Consider the following 18,614-nt stretch of genomic DNA (forward strand, 5'->3'; position numbering starts at 1 on the left):
AAAGATGCGCGCTTTAGCATCGCTAATACAATCGCATCTTACAGTATGTTCTTATTCATTGAGTGCCATTTATTGTCCCACAATATTAAGCGTTTTGCATCTCCGCCTCGTTCATTTCAAAACGGTAAAATTCATGATGCAGCTCATCACGAAAATGTTTAGGTGTTACTCCTGTATATTTCTTAAAAATACGCGTGAAGTAACTCTGATTACAAAAATGGAATTGGTCTGAAATGGATGTAATACTCTTATTCGTATGTCGTAGGTAATATTGCGATTCCTCTACGCGACGAACATTTAAATACTCGACCAATGTTATGCCCACATGTTCTCTGAAAATACGCGACAAGTGACTTGTACTAATATGGAAGTTATTCGCGATACTCTCCACTGTTAAATCATTCTCTAGCTCATCATTAATATACATAATCACTTTATTGACTGTCTGATGACGGAAAGTCGGTTGCTTTCTATCTGCGATAAAATACACAAAGAAATCAATTAAATCATCAGCAAATTGCAAAAATTCTGCGTCTTTCATCTGATTTTCAATCATATCATTACAAGCAATATTAAAAGCAAAGGCTTTCTTCGAAGGTACTTGATTGTCTAGCAATTTACGAGCAACAATCGACGACAAAACGGAAAAATAACCTCGCACTATTTTAATGACCTGCTTGCCAAAACGTATAGAAAGAATATCAATTAATTCATGCAAAGATTTTTTAGCCTTTGCAGATTCTAAATGGTAAATTTCAAATATTAATTTTGACTCAATATTAAAAAATTCTTCTACACCGATGTATTGGTTAATATTATCGATTTCTTGGAAGTATCTTTTTGATATCGTTTCTGACATAGAATGTTGATGTAGTTGCATAATCTTCCCCATCTTTCCTCAGAGTGCACGAATTACATTACAATATTTGACATCAAATTACAATTTCTAAATAAGAAAAAAGTATTTACTTATTTATCATATGAATTGAGTCCTATTACACAATTATATCTTGAATATAGCTTAAAAATAACCTAACTTAAACTCTAGTATTAAAAAAAATATACTTTAAAGTGAATTTTACCATATTCTGCGATTTCCTTTCAACCACATTTTGTACATCGTCCTAGTTCTAATTTATCATATAAATACAGTAGAAACCTTGTAAACTTATTAATAGACATTTAAATTTTACCATATACATATTAAAAATAATTAGTAATTAATTATAATACCTTGAATTTTATGTAAGTCAATTTTCATCTTTTTAATGTAGCAATCGACATATCTCTATTTTATTCCGAAATCTTCTCTATATAATTTATACGAATATGTAGTAAAATAGATGATAATACTATTTTTAAAAGTAAAATGAGGTGCTAATAGTGGATCCAAAGCAAATAGAAGAAATCATGGAGATTATAAAGGAGTTTTTCCCTGAGAATACTTCAATCGCAATTTCTGATACAAATGAATACTTGTACTACCAACCGAGCAAAAAAGTTGATTTAAAAATTAAGCCAGGTGACCCTATCAAAGAAGGCTCGGCTGCACACAAAGCTTTAAGCTATGGGCAAAAAATCAGCACCTATATCGAACCTGATGTATTTGGTGTTGCTTACTATGGCATGAGTATTCCTTTAATGGAAGAAGGCGAAACAAAAGGTGCAATTACAGCAATCTTCCCGCAAAAGCCATCAGCATTTTTAACAAACTACATCACGATTAAAATCGATGACTGTTGGTATCCGATTAAACATGATCAAGTGATTTATCTTGAAACACAGCTACGTAAAACATTTGTGAAAACAATGGGGCGCGAAGGTTATCACCGTTTAAACTTAAGTGATTTAGAGCTATTTTTAGCGCCAGATTCATTTATTAGATGTCACCGTTCATACATTGTAAACATCGATTATATTGATGAAATTCAACCAGATTCACATTCAACTTTCTTATTAATTATGAAAGATGGAACGCGTATCCCTGTTAGTCAACGCTACGCAAGTTACTTCCGTCGTTCTTTAGGCTTCTAATTTCTTAAGTACAGCAGGTATCCTCTTAAGGAGGACTTGCTGTACTTTTTTAAATTTAACGCTTACATAATACATAGCGCTACATTAAAACGTTTTCTCTGTCGAAAAAGCATTCTTCCGCTCGATTTTCCTTCGTTTACTTAATTTAATGCTATTTATAAAGTTTTTGTGACAAATTGGTGATAGTATTAATCAAATGGTTGGAGTCATACTACAACTAAATAAACAGAAAATTCTTACACGTTTTTTCTAGTTTTGTTATCGGTTTCCATCAAATTTAGGGGAGGATTTTTTAATGGATGCAATCATTCAAAAACGCTTAGGTAATAAGGAGCTTGAAAGCAAAGTCGTATCTGCTGATGTAGCTGCAGCACTTCTTTCTGACGGTGATGTAGTAGGTATGAGCGGATTCACTCGTGCTGGGGATGCAAAAGTTGTTCCTATGGCATTAGTGGAACGTGCTAAAAACGAAAAATTCCAAATTGATGTATATACTGGTGCTTCTTTAGGGCCAGAAGTAGATAAGTATTTAGCTGAAGCTGGCGTTATCCGTAAACGCGGACCATTCCAAGCTGACGCTGGTATTCGTAATCAAATCAACACTGGTAACGTAATGTACGTTGACGCTCACCTTTCTCACAACGCAGAGTTAGTTCGTCAAGGTATTATCGGACCAATTAAATATGCAATTATTGAAGCAGCTGCAATTACTGAAGATGGCTATATTATCCCAACTACTTCAGTTGGTAACTCACCAATCTTCGCTCAATACGCTGAAAATATTATTATTGAATTAAATATTTCTCACCCAGAATCATTAATTGGTATTCACGATATTTATGTTCCTGGCGAACAAGGTAAACGTGATGTTATTCCAATGACAAAACCAAACCAACGTCTTGGTGAGATTGGTATTAAAGTAGACCCTGCTAAAATTAAAGCAATTGTTATTTCAGAAGAGCCAGATGCACCTTCAATGATCGTGCCTCCAGATGAAGAAACTCAAACAATGGCTAACATTTTACTTGATTTCTTCCGTTCTGAAATCAAAGCTGGTCGCTTAACAAATACGCTAGCACCAATTCAATCTGGTGTAGGTTCTGTTGCAAACGCAGTACTTGATGGTTTTGCAGATTCTGAATTCGAACACTTATTTGTTTACTCTGAAGTACTACAAGATGCAGTATTTAATTTAATTGATGCTGGTAAAGTAGACTTCGCATCTGCAGCTTCTATCACACTTTCAGAAGAACTACAAAAACGTGTATTCGGCAACATGGAACACTATGCAGATAAATTATGCTTACGTCCACAAGAAATTTCTAACCACCCAGAGCTTATCCGTCGTTTGGGCTTAATCTCAATCAACACTGCTCTTGAGTTAGATATCTATGGTAACGTAAACTCTACTCACGTTTCAGGTACAAAAATGATGAACGGAATCGGCGGTTCTGGTGACTTCGCTCGTAACGCTCGTCTTGGTATTTTTGTAACAAAATCTTATGCAAAAGGTGGCGCAATTTCGTCAATCGTACCAATGGTTTCTCACGTAGACCATACAGAACACGATGTTGACGTAATCGTTACTGAGCAAGGTATTGCTGATTTACGTGGTCTTGCACCAAAAGAACGTGTACCTTTAATTATCGAGAACTGTGCACACCCTGATTACAAAGAGCAATTATGGGATTACTACAACCGTGCTGTAGAAGCAACAGGTAACCAACAAACACCTCATATTTTAGAAGAGGCTCTTTCTTGGCACGTAAACCTTGCTAAAAACAAAACAATGAAAAAAGAAATTGCTAAAGCTTAATAGTAGCAATTCTAGAACGCCTAATAAGTTGTTTTAAACTTATTAGGCGTTCTTTTTTTGTCGAAAATGGTATAATAAACCCACTATGTCGTAATAAGTAGTCGGAGGAGTTATGAAGAAATTTATCTATTTAATTATATTCTTTTCATTTTTTGACCTATTTACTCAGCTTCCTGTTATGAGTACATATGCAGAATCACTCGGTGCCTCTGCCTTTTTAACCGGACTTGCAGTTGGTATGTATTCTCTTTCTAATACATTCGGGAATATTATTTCGGGTTTTTTAACCGATCGTAAAGGACCCTTTGTTATTTTAATTGTCGGTCTGCTGGCAACGGGCCTATCATTAACATTATATAATTTAGTAGATGCACCGTTTGCCCTCCTCATTGTTCGTTTTATACATGGATTGGTTGCCGGCTTTATTGTTCCTGCGGCTTTTACATTTCTAGCTAATGCCACCGATCAAGAAAAGCGGGGCAAAGGTAGTGCCATTTCAGGTGCATTTGTAGGTATTGCGGCTATCGTTGGCCCAGCATTTAGTGGTATTTTAGCAAGTCGTACTAGTGTACCTTTTGTCTTTAATATCACTGCAAGTTTTATGCTACTGTTAGGTATCCTTTCTTTCTTTTTACTACATGCTAATCATGTCAAAAAGGACAAAACATCTTCTAAAACTTATATCCCAATAAGTGTATTTTTCCATAATATAGGTACGTTAAAGGCATTTTCAGGAGCATTCTTTTTAATGTTTTCCCAAGGTGTTATTGCTTATTTACTGCCTTTAAAAGTCCAAACTTTAGGCTTCGACTCACGCTTAAGTGGTACATTAATGAGTGCATTCGGTATTGTCGCTGTACTAGTCTTTATATTGCCGACAAATCGCATTTTTGATAAAGTAGCTCCGATAAAAACATTATCCCTCGGTATTGCTTTAATGGGCGTCAGTCAAATACTGATTAGTCAGGCTGATTCGAGTACTCTCCTTTATATAGCTATGGCTTGTTACGGTATTGGCTTCGGTTTGTTATTCCCATCTGTGAATTCGCTATTAATTGATTCTACGACAGTTGAAATCCGTGGGAAAGCATACGGCTATTTTTATGCATTTTTCTCATTGGGAGTTGTACTAGGCTCCTCATTGCTCGGATGGTTATCGCTCGGTGTAGTCAGTGGGTTTATATTTACAGGCATTATCTTAATCACCTTTGCTGGTATAACACTTATTCCACATAAAAAGAGGCAATCCCATACATCACTTTAAGTAGAGTATTGGACTTCCTATTTTTTTAAAACGTATAGTAGCAAGACTATTTCTTCTAACTAATACTGGCACTTTGCATTGTGCTATCTTTTAAAGCGTAAAAATCCACTTCGCTTTCCGGCGGGCACACCGTAAGCCGCAACCCTCGCTAACGCGCGGCTTGTTGCGTCTTACATTGCGTGCGTTCCCGCTGGAGTCTTAGTGGATTTTTACTTTAAAATTGTTTGAGTGCCTGGCACTTTACTTTTCTTTTTCTTGTATTTCTTCATTGTAGAAATGAACGCCTGTATGTCCTCCACCTTCAGAAACCATTTCATTGGAAGCTAGCTTTGTAGGCGCTGTACCCGCTTCAGTTACTACTTCGGCTGTGATACGCTCCGCAACTCGATCATCCATATCCACATTCGATGTATTCACAAAAGATCCTAGTTTAGCTTTCATACTGTTAAACATATCCATTGCTTTATCACGGTTTTCTTTTTTGCTTAAATAAGATGCTGCAAATCCTGCTAATCCCGCAAGCACAACACCTGTCCCTTTATTCTTTGCCATCATAAATCCCTCCTAAAAATATAGAAATTGGCCTTATACTATAGCTTTTCCCTATTCTTAGAGGACTAAACATTATTTTTTTGCTTGATATAGCATATCTATATGCGGCAGGCTATCGTAAATATACGGCGCAGAAACTTGTTGAAAGCCAAAAGAACTATAAAATTTTTTTAAATATTCCTGTGCTTGAATAAATACTTCTGAACCTGACCATCTGTCTTCAATTATCTCTAGAGCTAAGCGAATCATGTCTTTCCCAAGTCCAGTACCCCGCATTTCCTGACTTGTTATCACTCTACCAATGGATACCATTGTAAATTTTTCACCTGGGGGTAATATACGAGCATAGGCGCATAATTTCCCATTTTTAACATATGATAAATGTATAGAGTTTTGATCATGGTTATCCAAATCCTCATAACAGGTTTGTTGTTCAACAATAAAAACATTTACTCTTAGCTGAATTATTTTATACAGTTCTTCCGTCGTTAATTCATCGTACGTCTGTATTTTCCAAGACATTCACAATCACTCTCCTAGTCGATATTATCGCATAATTCGAATATTTTTACGTAATTCTTTATTATTTTGTACTTATTTATGATTAGTACTGACAATATGAGGGAAATAATGAAATAGTACAAACGATAGGAGGATGTTCTTTATGAAAGATTTAGATTTAGTATATGATTGGGTAGACATGGCTTCTTTAGTAGGTGGCGCAGGCTTTTTAACATTCCTTATTTACGGTATTGTTTTTCTATAATGGCGAAGATGGAAAAGTTCTATATTAAAACCTAAAAAGCAATCCGCATAGTAGCTCTAAGCTATTTAGCAGATTGCTTTATTTTTATTGCTTTACATCGTCATAAGCATCAGATTTTTCAAATGCTGCAACTACATACGAACAAACTGCTACCATTTTGTAATTATTTTCACGCGCATAATCTGCTGCACGATCTAATAATTTTTTGGCAACTCCTTGCCCACGGAGCTTATCTGATACATAAGTGTGATCCATGACCATTACTTGGCCTTCCTGTTTCCATGTAATTTCTGCTAACTGTTCCCCATCTTGCTTATAAACAAAAGCTAGTTTGTTTTCCGTTACATTTTGTAATTGGAATTCCATTTCTCACCACTCCTTTTTTTCATAGTACCATAGCTTTTTGCATTTTTACAAAAATAGTAGACGACGTATTGTTTAATAGTTCATCCATATAAAACAAAAAAGCTCCACTGCCATCTAGGGCAGAGAGCTTTTCAATTAGTTAAACCATGTTGAAATTGTATCTTTTAAATCTGCAAAGAAATTTTTCACACTCGTCCAGAAGCCTTCATCTTCCATCAGCGCGCCAAATTTTTCTTGTATTGTATTACTAATATCATCTAATTGCTCGGACCATTTACTAAAATCAATATCTAGATTACTAATTTTGTCCATCAAATCAACTAATAACTGACGATCTTGTTCACTTAAATTAATCTCTAATTTATCTAACTGCTCTTGGACGATTTTTTCCACGTCTTCACGCGTTGCCGGTTTTCGTTCAGCAATTTGCTTTTTGATTTCTGTTAGTAACTCCGCTACCTTCGCATCATCTACTCCTGCAGAATCAGCAATTGTAGTTGCGACAGATAGTTCTTCATTGGCAACGTCCGTACGCTCTATATCTAACGTTTTACCTGTTGTTACCTCATAGGCCTTATAAATACCAACAAGCGCAGAATGACCTGTTACAGCCTTTGGAGCGGCTACTTGCACGGTCGCATCTTCAATCCCCGCAGTCAACATGGCATTTGCATACATTTCTGACGTTACTTGTGTAATATTTGACGGTGTGACGATTTCAATAACTAAGCCTTTACCGGCATCCTTCCGTGTAATTTTGGCAGAAGAATACATACGCGAGCTTGCATTACTGTCTTTAATGTATTTAGCTAAGTCGTTCCCTGATACTGTTATTTCCTCAACTTCAGGATTTTCATTTACTTTTAACGATTTTTTCACAGAATCTTTTTCGGCTTCGGATAGGTTTGCACCATACACCACAATTGGTACACCTAGCTTTTCATCTATTGCATTTGGCGTCGTATTGTCAGGTGTCGTATTGTCTGCTGCAAATCCCGTTGTTGGTGCCAGCACACCAAATACTAGCATCGTAGCTACTAGTATTTTCCCCCATATTTTTTTCAATTTGTGTGACCCCTTTCGCTAGAAATCATTTAGCCTGTATAATGTATGTCATCATACAGTTATTAGTACGAAAAAATGACGAGAAGGTTTCTTTGCTTATCTCTCGTCATTTCCTTAGTATTTATAAAAGCTGCAAGTTAAATTTCTTCTGTCCAGCCATCTTGTTGTTTCACTTTACCAGCCTTCATAAGTGTACCGAGTGCACGTTTAAATGACGCTTTACTCATATTAAACATTTCTTTAATTTCATCTGGCGAAGACTTATCGCTAAATGGCATTTTACCACCAACATCCTGCAAATAGCTTAAAATTTGCTGTGCGTCTCCTGTGATACGTTCATGTTTACGAGGTAACAGAGAGCCATTCATTGAGCCATCTTCTTTAACTTCAATAATCCGTACTTCAACATCTTGTCCGAGGCGTGGTTCTGCATAGCGTTCTGATTCATGGACGAAAATACGATATGGTTTTTCTACACCTAGTAAAAATGATCCTACTGGCAATAAACGATAAGGACGGGCAGTAATATTTTTATTATGCATATCATCAAATGCACCTTCGTATAACTCTGAAATCTTTTCTTCTGTTACTAAACGACCAAATAAATCTCCATTGCGATCTGTTCGCAATGTCATATATAAATGGTCACCTGGCTCCGGCCATACTTCTTTTATCGCAGGTAGGTCCTCCGCTTTAACTAGCACTTCTCGTGAAGTACCAATATCAACAAAAGCACCTTCGCGCTCTACAACACGAAGAACACGTGCCCAGCCGTATTCGCCTTGGGCAAATGCTGGAATAGCAGTAGTGGCAGCTAAATCACCACGGCGATCCGCAAATAAAAATACTTCAATACGATCCCCAACAGCTAGTGGTTCTGTAACTTCTGAAGCATTTAATGGCAGTTCAACTACGCCATTTGTTAAGACCCATTTCGATACTTGTTGCTCTAATACAGTTAAAGTAACAACTTCACCTGATTTTAATTCGTTCATAATGTCTTCCTTTCCTTTTACCATCAATTTCGCAAATATAAAAGCCCCGCATACAACCATCATAGCTTAGCGCGGGTTCACACAACGAAACGTAGAGATTATCGTCTTTACATCCTTATGAATAAGCTATTCCCTCTATAGATTGTGTTGTGTTCTAGATGCTTCTAATTTTTTTGCGATATCTGGATTTTCTTCCATTACCTGCACAAGATCTGCAATACGATCAATTGAATTCCAACTCAAATGATGTTCAATTCCTTCTACATCATTGTAAATACGCTCTTCATCTACACCAATGATTCGCAAAAATTGCTCTAGCAGTTCATGTCGCTGCACAAGACGTTTCCCAAGTTTTTCTCCTCTTGGCGTCAATGTAAGCCCACGATATTTTTCATAAACTAAATAACCATCTTTATCTAATTTTTGAACCATCTTAGTAACAGAAGAAGGAAGAACAGATAATGCTTCAGCAATGTCAGACACACGAGCATAACCTTTATTAGCAATCAATAAATATATTTGTTCGATATGGTCCTCCATACTAGGTGTTGGCATATCTAATTCCCTCTCTTTCCTATTCTTACTCTTTAGTTTACTACAAGCTTGCCTTAAAAGTTAACTGAAAATACATAACCAAGATAAACACTTCCTTGAAACATAAATAGAGCCTACTTCAATGTAGAAGTGGGCTCTATCTAATGTCGAGGATGCTTATTTACCACATGTAATGCACGAATAATTTCTCTGTTAATCAGTTCAATATTCTCAGGAGTATTCATGGCTTTAAATGCTTCATCTCGCTCTTCCTTAGATGTAACATACTTACTAGGCAATGCATTTAATGCATATGCCACTGTTTGAAATTCACAGATTTGACATTTACAAAATGTTTGATATTCTGGTCCTCGCAGTAGAAAACTTACTAAACCACGCACAATTTCCTCTGTAACATTTACTAAAATAGGTTCTGACATATAAAACTTTCGCCTCATTTATAATGTATTGTTACATTTTTACTCAATTAATAATAGCGTGAAATTTAGCCCTTTTCAAGAATCGCTAGTAGCATCTATACAAGAATTATAAATATACATTACAAAGATTATTTACCTACAAAATTACACCAATCACATCATTATACCTATTATTTCTTCTGTTTTATAAGCCTTAAAGAATTAAAGACAACGAGTAATGTTGCGCCCATATCGGCAAAAATGGCAATCCATAATGTTAACCATCCTGGAATCACAAGCAATAAGGCAATTAATTTTAAGGCTAGTGCAAAAATAATATTTTCTTTAATAATTCGTAATGTTTTTCTGCTTAATGCCATTGTATAAGGTAGTTTTGTTAAATCATCGCCCATTAATGCAATATCAGCTGTCTCCAACGCAGCATCTGTACCCGCACCACCCATAGCGATACCTACATTCGCGGAAGCTAATGCTGGCGCATCATTAACACCATCCCCGACCATCGCAACTGCTCCGTACTGCGTGCGTAAGTCTTTAATAGCAGATAATTTTTCAGCGGGCAGTAAGCCTGCTCGCACATCACTCATACTTAAAGTAGTGGCAATTGCTTCAGCAGTTGATTTTGCATCACCCGTTAACATCACAGTATGTTTAACCTTTAAAGCACTCAACTTTTGCAGTACTTCTTTACTTTCAGTCCGTAATTGATCGGCAATCGCTATAATGCCAATAAAGTGCCCATCTTGAACAGCCGCTACTACGGTCTTACCCTGTTTTTGCAGTTTTTGAACCTGTTCTTTCATCATTTCATCAACTGGAGCTAATGTAGTAATCCAATTCATGCTACCGACATAGACCTTTTGACCATCCACTGTTGCATAAGCACCCTTACCTGTTACGGATTGAAAATCTGTAGGTATAAGCTCTGGCAGTTGTTTGTCATGTAATGCCTTTAAAATAGCTTTAGCTAATGGATGTTGCGATTGTTTTTCAACAGCAGCCACCAATTGCAATACATTTTCCTCTAGCATTTCCGTCGGAGTAAAAATATCTGTTACGGCTGGTGTACCCTTTGTTAATGTACCTGTTTTATCAAAGGCAATAGCATCTATATGGCCTAATTGCTCTAAATGAATACCACCTTTTATTAGAACGCCTTGTCTTGCAGCATTCCCAATAGCGGTTACGATAGCTACGGGAGTTGACACAACAAGCGCACAAGGACAACCAACCACAAGCACTGCTAATCCTTGGTAAATCCAATGTTGCCAATCCCCTACAAATAAAGGTGGCATAATCGCTACTAGCAACGCTACTAGCATAATAATGGGTGTATAGTATTTCGCAAAACGATCGACAAATTGTTGCGAAGGTGCCTTTTCAGCTTGCGCCTCTTCTACTAAATGAATGATTTTCGCAATCGTTGTATCCTCTACACGTTTCGTTACACGTACTTCTAATGCGCCTTCTTCATTTAACGTTCCAGCAAATACCTCGTCACCTACTGATTTATTGACTGGAATCGATTCTCCTGTAATAGCAGCTTGATTGACTGCAGATAGCCCAGTGAGCACAATGCCATCCATTGCAATTTTTTGACCTGGTTTCACGACTAAAATATCGCCAATTTCAATCTGGTCCGTTGCTAATTCCATCTCATGGTAATGCTCGCCATGCGCTCGTTTAATCGTGGCAGTTGGCGGAGCAATATCCATCAATTGACGAATTGATTGTCGTGCTTTATCCATTGAATACGCTTCAAGTGCTTCACTTACTGCAAATAAAAAGACAACAACAGCCGCTTCTTCCCACTCCCCAATAATCGCAGCACCAATTATTGCTATAGTCATAAGCGTCTTCATATCAAACTCAAATCGTGCAAGATTGCGTAAGCCTGTTTTAAATATCTTTACGCCCCCAACAAAAATCGCAATGATAAACATAGCAATCGTCCACAAGTCTTCTTCTCCACGAACAGAAGATAATAGATAGCCAACTACAACGAATAGCAGGGATACGCTAGCTAATATGTTCTCGGTTTTTTTATAAAAAGGAATGCTTGCTTCACTTGCTTTAGCCGTAGATTGTGAAACTTTAATGCCGTCAAATGCTCCTGCTTCTTCAATTTGATCGACGCTAACTGCTCCTACAATCGTGATTTTGGAAGCTCCGAAATTGACTTGTGCATCTTGTACTTCAGGTATCGCTTTGACATTTTTTTCGAATTTAGCTGCACAACTAGCACAGGACAAGTTTTGCAGTCGGTATTCTTGCTTAATCGGTGTTACTGCCATTCGAAATCCCTTCTTTCGCATGTTCATAAGCAATCGTTACAATTTGGTATACGTGTTCGTCAGCTAAAGCGTAATACATTTGCTTTCCCTTACGATGCGATTTCGCTAAACTATGATCTTTTAAATAACGTAAATGGTGTGATGCAGTCGCTACAGATGACCCAATTATTGTCGCCACATCACAAACACATAATTCATTCTCTACAGTTAAGGCATACGCTATTTTGAGTCTTGTTTCATCAGATAATGCCTTCAAGAATTTTGCTACACCTGATAAGTCAGGCATTTGCTGCTGAACCCTTGTCACCGCTTGCTCATTAATATGCGTCACTTCACAGACTTCTTTTGCCATTCCCTCACCTCATTCAAATACTCGTTTGACTGTTTTAAATATAGCATATTATTCCATCATATTCAAACGGGCATTTGAATGTATATGATTACTATCACGAAAATATAATTTAAATATGTTTTAAATTGTTTGGGTGACTGGCACAATAAAAAACCAGCGCAAGCTTTTCTTGCGCTGGCATTTTATTGTGCCTTTAATAATACTGTTTTACCTTTAATCGCTTCCTTGTTAACAAAGGTTTCGTGATAATTTCCATTTGCCCAGTCCATCACCTGATCTTGATACCAGTCCGATTTGACATGACCGCTTTGACCCGGTCCGACAATATGGTAAGCAGAGCTCAAATTACCGACATCCGCAACAAAACGCCACGATGCTCCATGATTTACGTTGCCAGCTAAATCATTATCGGCAGCCTGTACCGTCACCTTCGAGCCACCAATTGGCACCTTCTTCGCATTAAAGTATGCGGCAAATATCGGAGAAGCACTACCTAATGTGTGATCAAACGTTAATTGGTGGAAGTCACCCCATTGCCACTTCGACACATTTTTTCCGAACTGTCCCTCAATTTTTGCAACAGTACGCTCAAACGCCTCAAAGACTGTGGCATCAACACCGCCTTGCTCTTCAATCCAAACACTTTTCTCGCCTGCATATTCTTTACGTAGGAGTTGGTCCGTAATATTGAATTTCCCGTACATCATATTATACATATCCTCTGGCATCTGTTCCTTAAACAATACCTCTTGTATTTGTACCATTAACGTATGGAAGACTAACGGGGCTCCCAACTCTTTTGCATCTACCATATTCCAATCTTCTAATAACGCAATGACCTTTGCATATTTTCCGTTCTTATCCATCGTTTTGATAGATGCTAATAAATCCGGTAAAAATTCACGAGCATATAAATTATGTTGATCCATTTGTAAGTTCATCATATCTTTAACCGTTAATGAATCATTAGCCTCTAGCACTTCCTTAATTCGTTCAAAGCGATATGGCTGCGCCCAAAAATCCGTAATATGATACGGATATTCCTCACCAATTACTTCATTATTGGCGGTAGCAATAAAGCCCTCCTCTGGATTAACAACAGTCGGTAACTCATCCCACGGAATAAAGCCTTCCCAACCATAGTCACTTGAATCACCTGGCACAGGTAATTGTCCATCCCCTTGCTTTCTTAATGGAATTTGCCCATTAGCTTTATAAGCGATTGTGCCATCCTTAGATGCAAAAACAAAATTTTGGGCAGGCGCTTTAAAATCTTCTAATGCTTGCTCAAACTCATGCCAAGAGGAAGACTTATTAAAACCGAGCACTGCTCGTAATTCAGCGGTTGGTTGTAGTGCTGTCCACTGCATTGAAAACTGGGCAGAAGGTTCCGTTTCTTTAAATACTAGGTCTGTTATAATCGGGCCATGCCGTGTAACAAGGACTTCAAAATCTATCGTTTCGCCATCCTTTACCTTTATCGGTTCTTTGCGCACCTCTGCTTGTTCCCACTCACCGTCATAACGGAATTGTGTTGGATTATCTGGGTTTGGCATTTCAATATATAAATCTTGTACATCAGGGCCTACATTCGTTACACCCCATGCAATTTCATCGTTATGACCTAAAATAATTCCTGGAATGCCTGCAAATATAACACCGCTTACATTTTGCTCTGACGATTGTAAATGCATTTGATACCAAATAGATGGTGTACTTAGCCCCAAATGCGGATCATCTGCTAGTATCGGCTTACCTGATTTCGTTTTATCGCCAGATACAACCCAGTTATTACTGCCATTAAATTCATTTGGCAATAATGCAGGATTAAATTGCCCTGCCACTGAAACAGGATTTTCTTTATTTGCTTCTATAATCGATGACGCATTTTCAGGATACGTAATAAATAATTCCTTCGCCTTTTCTTCATCGAAGTTTTGTAAAGCCCAATGTCGGAAGGCGAGTGTATTCCAATTGCCCCCTAAATCGTATGCCATATATTTTCCGATGGTTAAAGAGTCTACAACCGTCCATTCTTCTGGCTCGTAACCTAGTAACGCAAATTCATAACTTAACGTATTCGTGCTCTTTGCCTGTTCAATAAAGGTGTTCACGCCCTCTGCAAACCATTCAAGCACTTGCTTGCTTTCGGCATCATACGCTGCCAATGATTTTTCAGCCGCATTTCGTAAACTAAAGGTACGGAAATACTTATCTGTATTAATCGTTGCCTCACCAATAATTTCTGACAGACGGCCACTTGCCTGCCTACGCGCTAAATCCATTTGAAACAGCCGATCCTGCGCCTGTACATAGCCTTGAGCACGATATAAATCTGCATCTGTCTCGGCAAATATATGTGGAACTCCTTTGTCATCCCTTGTCACCGACACATCTTCATCAAGCATGTTAACCGTGAGCTCTCCATCAATAATCGGTTTTGATTTATTCATAAACCACGTAAAGACAATGAAAGATGTTATGGCGACTACCGCCAACACACTAGCGATTATCATTAACCACTTTTTCCACTTAAACTTTCTCACCTTACAACCCCCTCTTAATGCAATATATTCTTTATTTGACGCATCAAATCCTTTCCTCACATCTGAATAACCTCCATTTTTAGCGAATTTTGCTGTATTACACATAATTTTTCTACATATAAACCTTTTGGACAAAAGTAAAAACCGTATGTCCTAATAGACATACGGCTCACATAGTTCGGTGTCAGGCACGCAAACAATTAAATAGTTAGTTGAAGCTCGATTGGGCAATGATCACTACCCATTATATGCGGATGCATAGTAGCTACTTCAATTTGGTCCTTTAAACGGGCTGATACAATAAAATAGTCAATGCGCCATCCAATATTTCGTTCACGGACTTTATTCATATAGGACCACCATGTATAATGATCAGTCACTTCAGGATGCTTATAACGGAAAGAATCAACAAAGCCACTTGCTAATAACTCAGACATTTTGGCACGTTCCTCATATGTAAATCCAGAATTGCCTACATTCGACTTGGCATTTTTCAAATCAATCTCAGCATGTGCGACATTTAAATCACCGCCATAAATAATTGGTTTTTTGGCATCAAGTTCTTTTAAATACAGCGCTAATCGCTCCTCCCACTCTAGCCGAAGCGGTAATCTTGCTAAATCGCGTTGAGCATTTGGTGTATAAACATTTACTACATAAAAGTTGTCATACTCCAATGTAATAATTCGCCCCTCGTCCTGCGATTCATCCTCACCCACACCGTAGTGCACAGCTAGTGGAGTATGCTTTGTAAAAATTGCAGTACCAGAATAGCCTTTCTTTTGCGCGTAATTCCAATATTGCTCATACCCTTCGAGTGCTAGTTCAACCTGCCCTGCTTGGCATTTTGTTTCTTGAATACAGAAAAAATCCGCATCCATGCTTTTAAAAAAATCTAAAAAACCTTTCCCTAAACAAGCACGTATACCATTAACATTCCAAGATATAAATTTCATTTGTTCACACTCCTCAAAAAAACGCCCTTCGCCATTAGCGAAGAGCGGCATTATTTTTTATAAGTCGTCACCGACAATTTTCACTTCTGTTTCTAAATCAATACCGAACTTTTCTTTTACCACTCGTTGTACCATTTCAATCGTTGCGATATAGTCAGAAGCTGTAGCATTTCCTTTATTGACAATGAAGCCGGCATGTTTTGTGGACACTTCTGCATCACCGACCCCTTTACCTTGTAGACCGCTATCCTGAATAAGCTTGCCTGCAAAGTGTCCTGGCGGGCGTTTAAAAACACTGCCTGCTGAAGGGTACTCTAATGGTTGCTTTGATTCACGTTGAAACGTTAAATCAGCAATCTTTGCATCAATTTCTTCCTGTACACCTTGAGCTAATTGGAACTCTGAAGACAGTACATAATAACCTTTTTTGGCAATGCTACTTTGACGGTAACCTAATTCAAGCTCTTCTTTTGATAGTATTAAAATATTTCCCTCTTTAGTTAGTACTTTAGAAGAAATAATAATATCCTTTATTTCGCCACCATAAGCGCCTGCATTCATCGCCATCGCTCCACCAATGGAGCCTGGGATACCACACGCAAATTCAAAACCGGTTAGAGATGCAGCAGCGGCTAGTTTTGATACGTCCTTAATTAGTGCTCCGCTTTGTGCGTAAACATGATCACCATTTATATGAATTTCATCTAAATGTGCAAATGTCACAACAATCCCGCGCATGCCTCCATCCCGGACAACCATGTTTGATCCATTCCCTAACATCAATAATGGAATATTATTTATATGTGCATAGCGAATAACTGCAATTGCTTCTTCCTCTGTTTCAGGGAGAACAAAAACATCCGCTTTACCACCTAATTTTGTCATTGTATAATGCTGTAATGATTCATCTAGCTTAATATTGGCTGGATTTATATTTTGTGCTAAATCCGCAGCCCATTGTTCTTTTGTCATGAGAGCTAATTCCTTTCTACCGTCCTTCTTACTCTACACTAGTATGGATTTAGAACCTCGTTTTGACAAGTAAAATGAAGGGTATTTTTTGCGCATTTTCGGGCAGCATCATGTCCTATTCAGTTATACGCTGCAATAATCAGTATATCCAGAACCTTCTAGCTACCCGATTATTTCAATAAAATCATCTATGAAAGATACGACTTTCATAGGATGGAGCTGCATCTTATGACGCTTTCACACTGAAATCACTGCACAAAAATTAACTTTGCAAATAATCTTTCCATTACTATAGCCAGTTAGTTGCCCATGACTCAATATTTCGAATAGCGCCTTCTAACGCTCGGCCTTTATCTGTTAAAGAATATTCTACACGTACAGGCACCTCTGAATATACTTTTCGTTCAACAAGCCCCTCTTTTTCAAGTTCCTTTAAACGCTCAGATAATAAACGACCACTTACAGGCAATGCCGATTCAATCTCATTAAAGCGCTGTGATCCGTCTAATAGTTGATATAAAATTAGCCCAGTCCAGCGTTTTCCGATTAAATCCATTGCCTTAGCTAAACGAGGACATAAAGTTGTCTCATTCATATTTTTTCACCTCTTATGTATTCTATTGTAACGATTAATTTAGCAAAAGTAAATTTAAAGTAACTTATTTACTTGACGTAACATGTTTACTATTTTATATTTAATTACAAAAAGTAACTTAAAATTGGAGGATTTATTGACAATGACCTATAAAATTGATGCACAATTAGAGTTAGAGCATTTACATTTACTTGTACAATCATTAGAGACAATGACTGATTTCTATAAAAAACTAGGGCTTCAAATACTTCATCACACACCAACACAAGTGTCATTTTCTATCCCAGGTAATACAAAACCTATTTTAGTATTGTCAACAGAAGAAGGGGTGAAGATTCGTCCACCTCGTACGACTGGTCTATTCCATTTTGCTATTTTAGTTCCTTCTCGACAAGACTTAGCTTATGTGATTGGCAACTTATTGAATACAGGTATACCTATAACAGGGGCTGGTGATCATATTTATTCAGAAGCGTTTTACTTAAATGATCCGGAAGGTAACGGTATAGAAATCTATCATGATCGCCCTCGTGCTGAATGGCTAAGTGATGGTCATGGTGGACTGATAACCGGAACAGAGGCTGTTGATATAGAAGGTTTGATGGCATTATATGACCGTCAGCGTCCTTGGACAGGTTTCCCTAAAGGAACTGTATTAGGTCATATGCATTTAAATGTGAGCAATATTAATGATGCAACAACTTACTTCTATATAGATGCACTTGGTTTTGATATTATGACTAACTTCCCTGATAGCGCACTATTCATGTCTGCTGGAGGTTATCACCATCATATTGCGGTAAACATCTGGCAAGGTGTCGGTGCACCAGTACCAACAAAAAAAACAACGGGTTTACTTAGCTATACATTATCTCTTTCTTCACAAGATGAATTACAGAAGCTACTGGCTAATTTGAATGACAAACAAATCCCCTATACATTTGAAAATGAACAGTTAGTAGTTGTAGATAACAATGAAGATGCAATGATTTTCTACGTTCGTTAATGATTTCAAATTATAATAAAACGAAAGATTTTCATTAAAAGTCATATCTTTATTAGGAAAA

At 37.5% G+C, this 18,614-nt stretch carries 18 protein-coding genes; 4 read left to right on the forward strand and 14 right to left on the reverse strand.

Annotated elements, in window-relative coordinates:
* Positions 1-85: 85 nt before the first annotated feature.
* Positions 86-880 carry a helix-turn-helix transcriptional regulator gene (locus MKY08_RS20115; RefSeq protein WP_069508948.1) on the reverse strand — a complete coding sequence of 265 codons (795 nt, stop codon included), beginning with the start codon at positions 878-880 and terminating at the stop codon, positions 86-88.
* Between the two features lie 503 nt (positions 881-1,383).
* On the opposite strand from MKY08_RS20115, the gene MKY08_RS20120 reads away from it, so the two are divergent.
* From MKY08_RS20120 to MKY08_RS20130, 3 genes are all read left to right on the forward strand, one after another.
* Positions 1,384-2,034, forward strand: a complete 651-nt coding sequence (locus tag MKY08_RS20120; RefSeq protein WP_024361329.1) for a LytTR family DNA-binding domain-containing protein — start codon at positions 1,384-1,386, stop codon at positions 2,032-2,034.
* Positions 2,035-2,329: 295 nt separating this feature from the next.
* Positions 2,330-3,850, forward strand: coding sequence for a succinate CoA transferase (locus MKY08_RS20125; protein ID WP_069508945.1), 1,521 nt, complete (start codon positions 2,330-2,332; stop codon positions 3,848-3,850).
* Positions 3,851-3,962: 112 nt separating this feature from the next.
* Entirely contained in the window at positions 3,963-5,114 is a 1,152-nt protein-coding gene (locus MKY08_RS20130) for an MFS transporter (protein WP_069508942.1), read from the forward strand.
* Positions 5,115-5,354: 240 nt separating this feature from the next.
* Here MKY08_RS20130 and MKY08_RS20135 read toward each other — a convergent pair whose 3' ends face one another.
* From MKY08_RS20135 to MKY08_RS20195, 13 genes are all read right to left on the reverse strand, one after another.
* The gene (locus MKY08_RS20135) at positions 5,355-5,666 is read right to left on the reverse strand and encodes a hypothetical protein (protein ID WP_069508939.1); all 312 of its coding nucleotides are present in this window, start codon (positions 5,664-5,666) and stop codon (positions 5,355-5,357) included.
* 72 nt (positions 5,667-5,738) lie between these two features.
* Positions 5,739-6,188 (reverse strand): GNAT family N-acetyltransferase, encoded by a 450-nt coding sequence (locus MKY08_RS20140; protein ID WP_069508936.1) that lies wholly within the window; start codon positions 6,186-6,188, stop codon positions 5,739-5,741.
* A 328-nt stretch (positions 6,189-6,516) separates the two neighbouring features.
* Complete coding sequence (locus tag MKY08_RS20145; RefSeq protein WP_069508933.1) at positions 6,517-6,798, reverse strand: GNAT family N-acetyltransferase; 282 nt, start codon at positions 6,796-6,798, stop codon at positions 6,517-6,519.
* A 135-nt stretch (positions 6,799-6,933) separates the two neighbouring features.
* Positions 6,934-7,863 (reverse strand): DUF1002 domain-containing protein, encoded by a 930-nt coding sequence (locus MKY08_RS20150; RefSeq protein WP_069508930.1) that lies wholly within the window; start codon positions 7,861-7,863, stop codon positions 6,934-6,936.
* A gap of 137 nt (positions 7,864-8,000) precedes the next feature.
* Positions 8,001-8,858, reverse strand: a complete 858-nt coding sequence (locus tag MKY08_RS20155) for a S1-like domain-containing RNA-binding protein (protein WP_069508927.1) — start codon at positions 8,856-8,858, stop codon at positions 8,001-8,003.
* Positions 8,859-8,993: 135 nt separating this feature from the next.
* Positions 8,994-9,413, reverse strand: coding sequence for a transcriptional regulator MntR (mntR, locus tag MKY08_RS20160; protein ID WP_024361337.1), 420 nt, complete (start codon positions 9,411-9,413; stop codon positions 8,994-8,996).
* A 140-nt stretch (positions 9,414-9,553) separates the two neighbouring features.
* A complete protein-coding gene (locus tag MKY08_RS20165; RefSeq protein ID WP_024361338.1) occupies positions 9,554-9,832 on the reverse strand; it encodes a late competence development ComFB family protein in 279 nt (92 codons plus the stop codon).
* Between the two features lie 170 nt (positions 9,833-10,002).
* On the reverse strand, positions 10,003-12,126 hold the full coding sequence (locus MKY08_RS20170; protein ID WP_069508925.1) for a heavy metal translocating P-type ATPase: 2,124 nt from the start codon (positions 12,124-12,126) through the stop codon (positions 10,003-10,005).
* A complete protein-coding gene (locus MKY08_RS20175) occupies positions 12,107-12,478 on the reverse strand; it encodes a metalloregulator ArsR/SmtB family transcription factor (RefSeq protein WP_069508922.1) in 372 nt (123 codons plus the stop codon). The genes MKY08_RS20170 and MKY08_RS20175 overlap by 20 nt, the downstream gene beginning before the upstream one ends.
* A gap of 182 nt (positions 12,479-12,660) precedes the next feature.
* Positions 12,661-14,994: a penicillin acylase family protein gene (locus tag MKY08_RS20180; protein ID WP_069509018.1), complete on the reverse strand. Its 2,334-nt coding sequence runs from the start codon at positions 14,992-14,994 to the stop codon at positions 12,661-12,663.
* A 230-nt stretch (positions 14,995-15,224) separates the two neighbouring features.
* The gene (locus MKY08_RS20185; protein ID WP_069508919.1) at positions 15,225-15,980 is read right to left on the reverse strand and encodes an exodeoxyribonuclease III; all 756 of its coding nucleotides are present in this window, start codon (positions 15,978-15,980) and stop codon (positions 15,225-15,227) included.
* A gap of 57 nt (positions 15,981-16,037) precedes the next feature.
* Complete coding sequence (gene murB / locus MKY08_RS20190; RefSeq protein WP_069508916.1) at positions 16,038-16,952, reverse strand: UDP-N-acetylmuramate dehydrogenase; 915 nt, start codon at positions 16,950-16,952, stop codon at positions 16,038-16,040.
* Between the two features lie 289 nt (positions 16,953-17,241).
* Positions 17,242-17,547: a winged helix-turn-helix transcriptional regulator gene (locus MKY08_RS20195; protein ID WP_069508913.1), complete on the reverse strand. Its 306-nt coding sequence runs from the start codon at positions 17,545-17,547 to the stop codon at positions 17,242-17,244.
* A gap of 142 nt (positions 17,548-17,689) precedes the next feature.
* Here MKY08_RS20195 and MKY08_RS20200 point away from each other — a divergent pair, with 142 nt between their 5' ends.
* Positions 17,690-18,553 (forward strand): VOC family protein, encoded by an 864-nt coding sequence (locus tag MKY08_RS20200; protein WP_069508910.1) that lies wholly within the window; start codon positions 17,690-17,692, stop codon positions 18,551-18,553.
* Positions 18,554-18,614 lie beyond the last annotated feature (61 nt).

The sequence above is a fragment of the Lysinibacillus sp. FSL M8-0337 genome, assembly GCF_038593855.1.
Lineage (GTDB): Bacteria > Bacillota > Bacilli > Bacillales_A > Planococcaceae > Lysinibacillus > Lysinibacillus sphaericus_D.

Coding starts and splice junctions, on each gene's coding strand:
- MKY08_RS20115 (WP_069508948.1), bottom strand. CDS start 880: ATGCAACTACATCAACATTCTATGTCAGAAACGATATCAAAAAGATAC.
- MKY08_RS20125 (WP_069508945.1), top strand. CDS start 2,330: ATGGATGCAATCATTCAAAAACGCTTAGGTAATAAGGAGCTTGAAAGC.
- MKY08_RS20130 (WP_069508942.1), top strand. CDS start 3,963: ATGAAGAAATTTATCTATTTAATTATATTCTTTTCATTTTTTGACCTA.
- MKY08_RS20135 (WP_069508939.1), bottom strand. CDS start 5,666: ATGGCAAAGAATAAAGGGACAGGTGTTGTGCTTGCGGGATTAGCAGGA.
- MKY08_RS20140 (WP_069508936.1), bottom strand. CDS start 6,188: ATGTCTTGGAAAATACAGACGTACGATGAATTAACGACGGAAGAACTG.
- MKY08_RS20145 (WP_069508933.1), bottom strand. CDS start 6,798: ATGGAATTCCAATTACAAAATGTAACGGAAAACAAACTAGCTTTTGTT.
- MKY08_RS20155 (WP_069508927.1), bottom strand. CDS start 8,858: ATGAACGAATTAAAATCAGGTGAAGTTGTTACTTTAACTGTATTAGAG.
- mntR (WP_024361337.1), bottom strand. CDS start 9,413: ATGCCAACACCTAGTATGGAGGACCATATCGAACAAATATATTTATTG.
- MKY08_RS20165 (WP_024361338.1), bottom strand. CDS start 9,832: ATGTCAGAACCTATTTTAGTAAATGTTACAGAGGAAATTGTGCGTGGT.
- MKY08_RS20170 (WP_069508925.1), bottom strand. CDS start 12,126: ATGGCAGTAACACCGATTAAGCAAGAATACCGACTGCAAAACTTGTCC.
- MKY08_RS20175 (WP_069508922.1), bottom strand. CDS start 12,478: ATGGCAAAAGAAGTCTGTGAAGTGACGCATATTAATGAGCAAGCGGTG.
- MKY08_RS20180 (WP_069509018.1), bottom strand. CDS start 14,994: ATGATAATCGCTAGTGTGTTGGCGGTAGTCGCCATAACATCTTTCATT.
- MKY08_RS20185 (WP_069508919.1), bottom strand. CDS start 15,980: ATGAAATTTATATCTTGGAATGTTAATGGTATACGTGCTTGTTTAGGG.
- murB (WP_069508916.1), bottom strand. CDS start 16,952: ATGACAAAAGAACAATGGGCTGCGGATTTAGCACAAAATATAAATCCA.
- MKY08_RS20195 (WP_069508913.1), bottom strand. CDS start 17,547: ATGAATGAGACAACTTTATGTCCTCGTTTAGCTAAGGCAATGGATTTA.
- MKY08_RS20200 (WP_069508910.1), top strand. CDS start 17,690: ATGACCTATAAAATTGATGCACAATTAGAGTTAGAGCATTTACATTTA.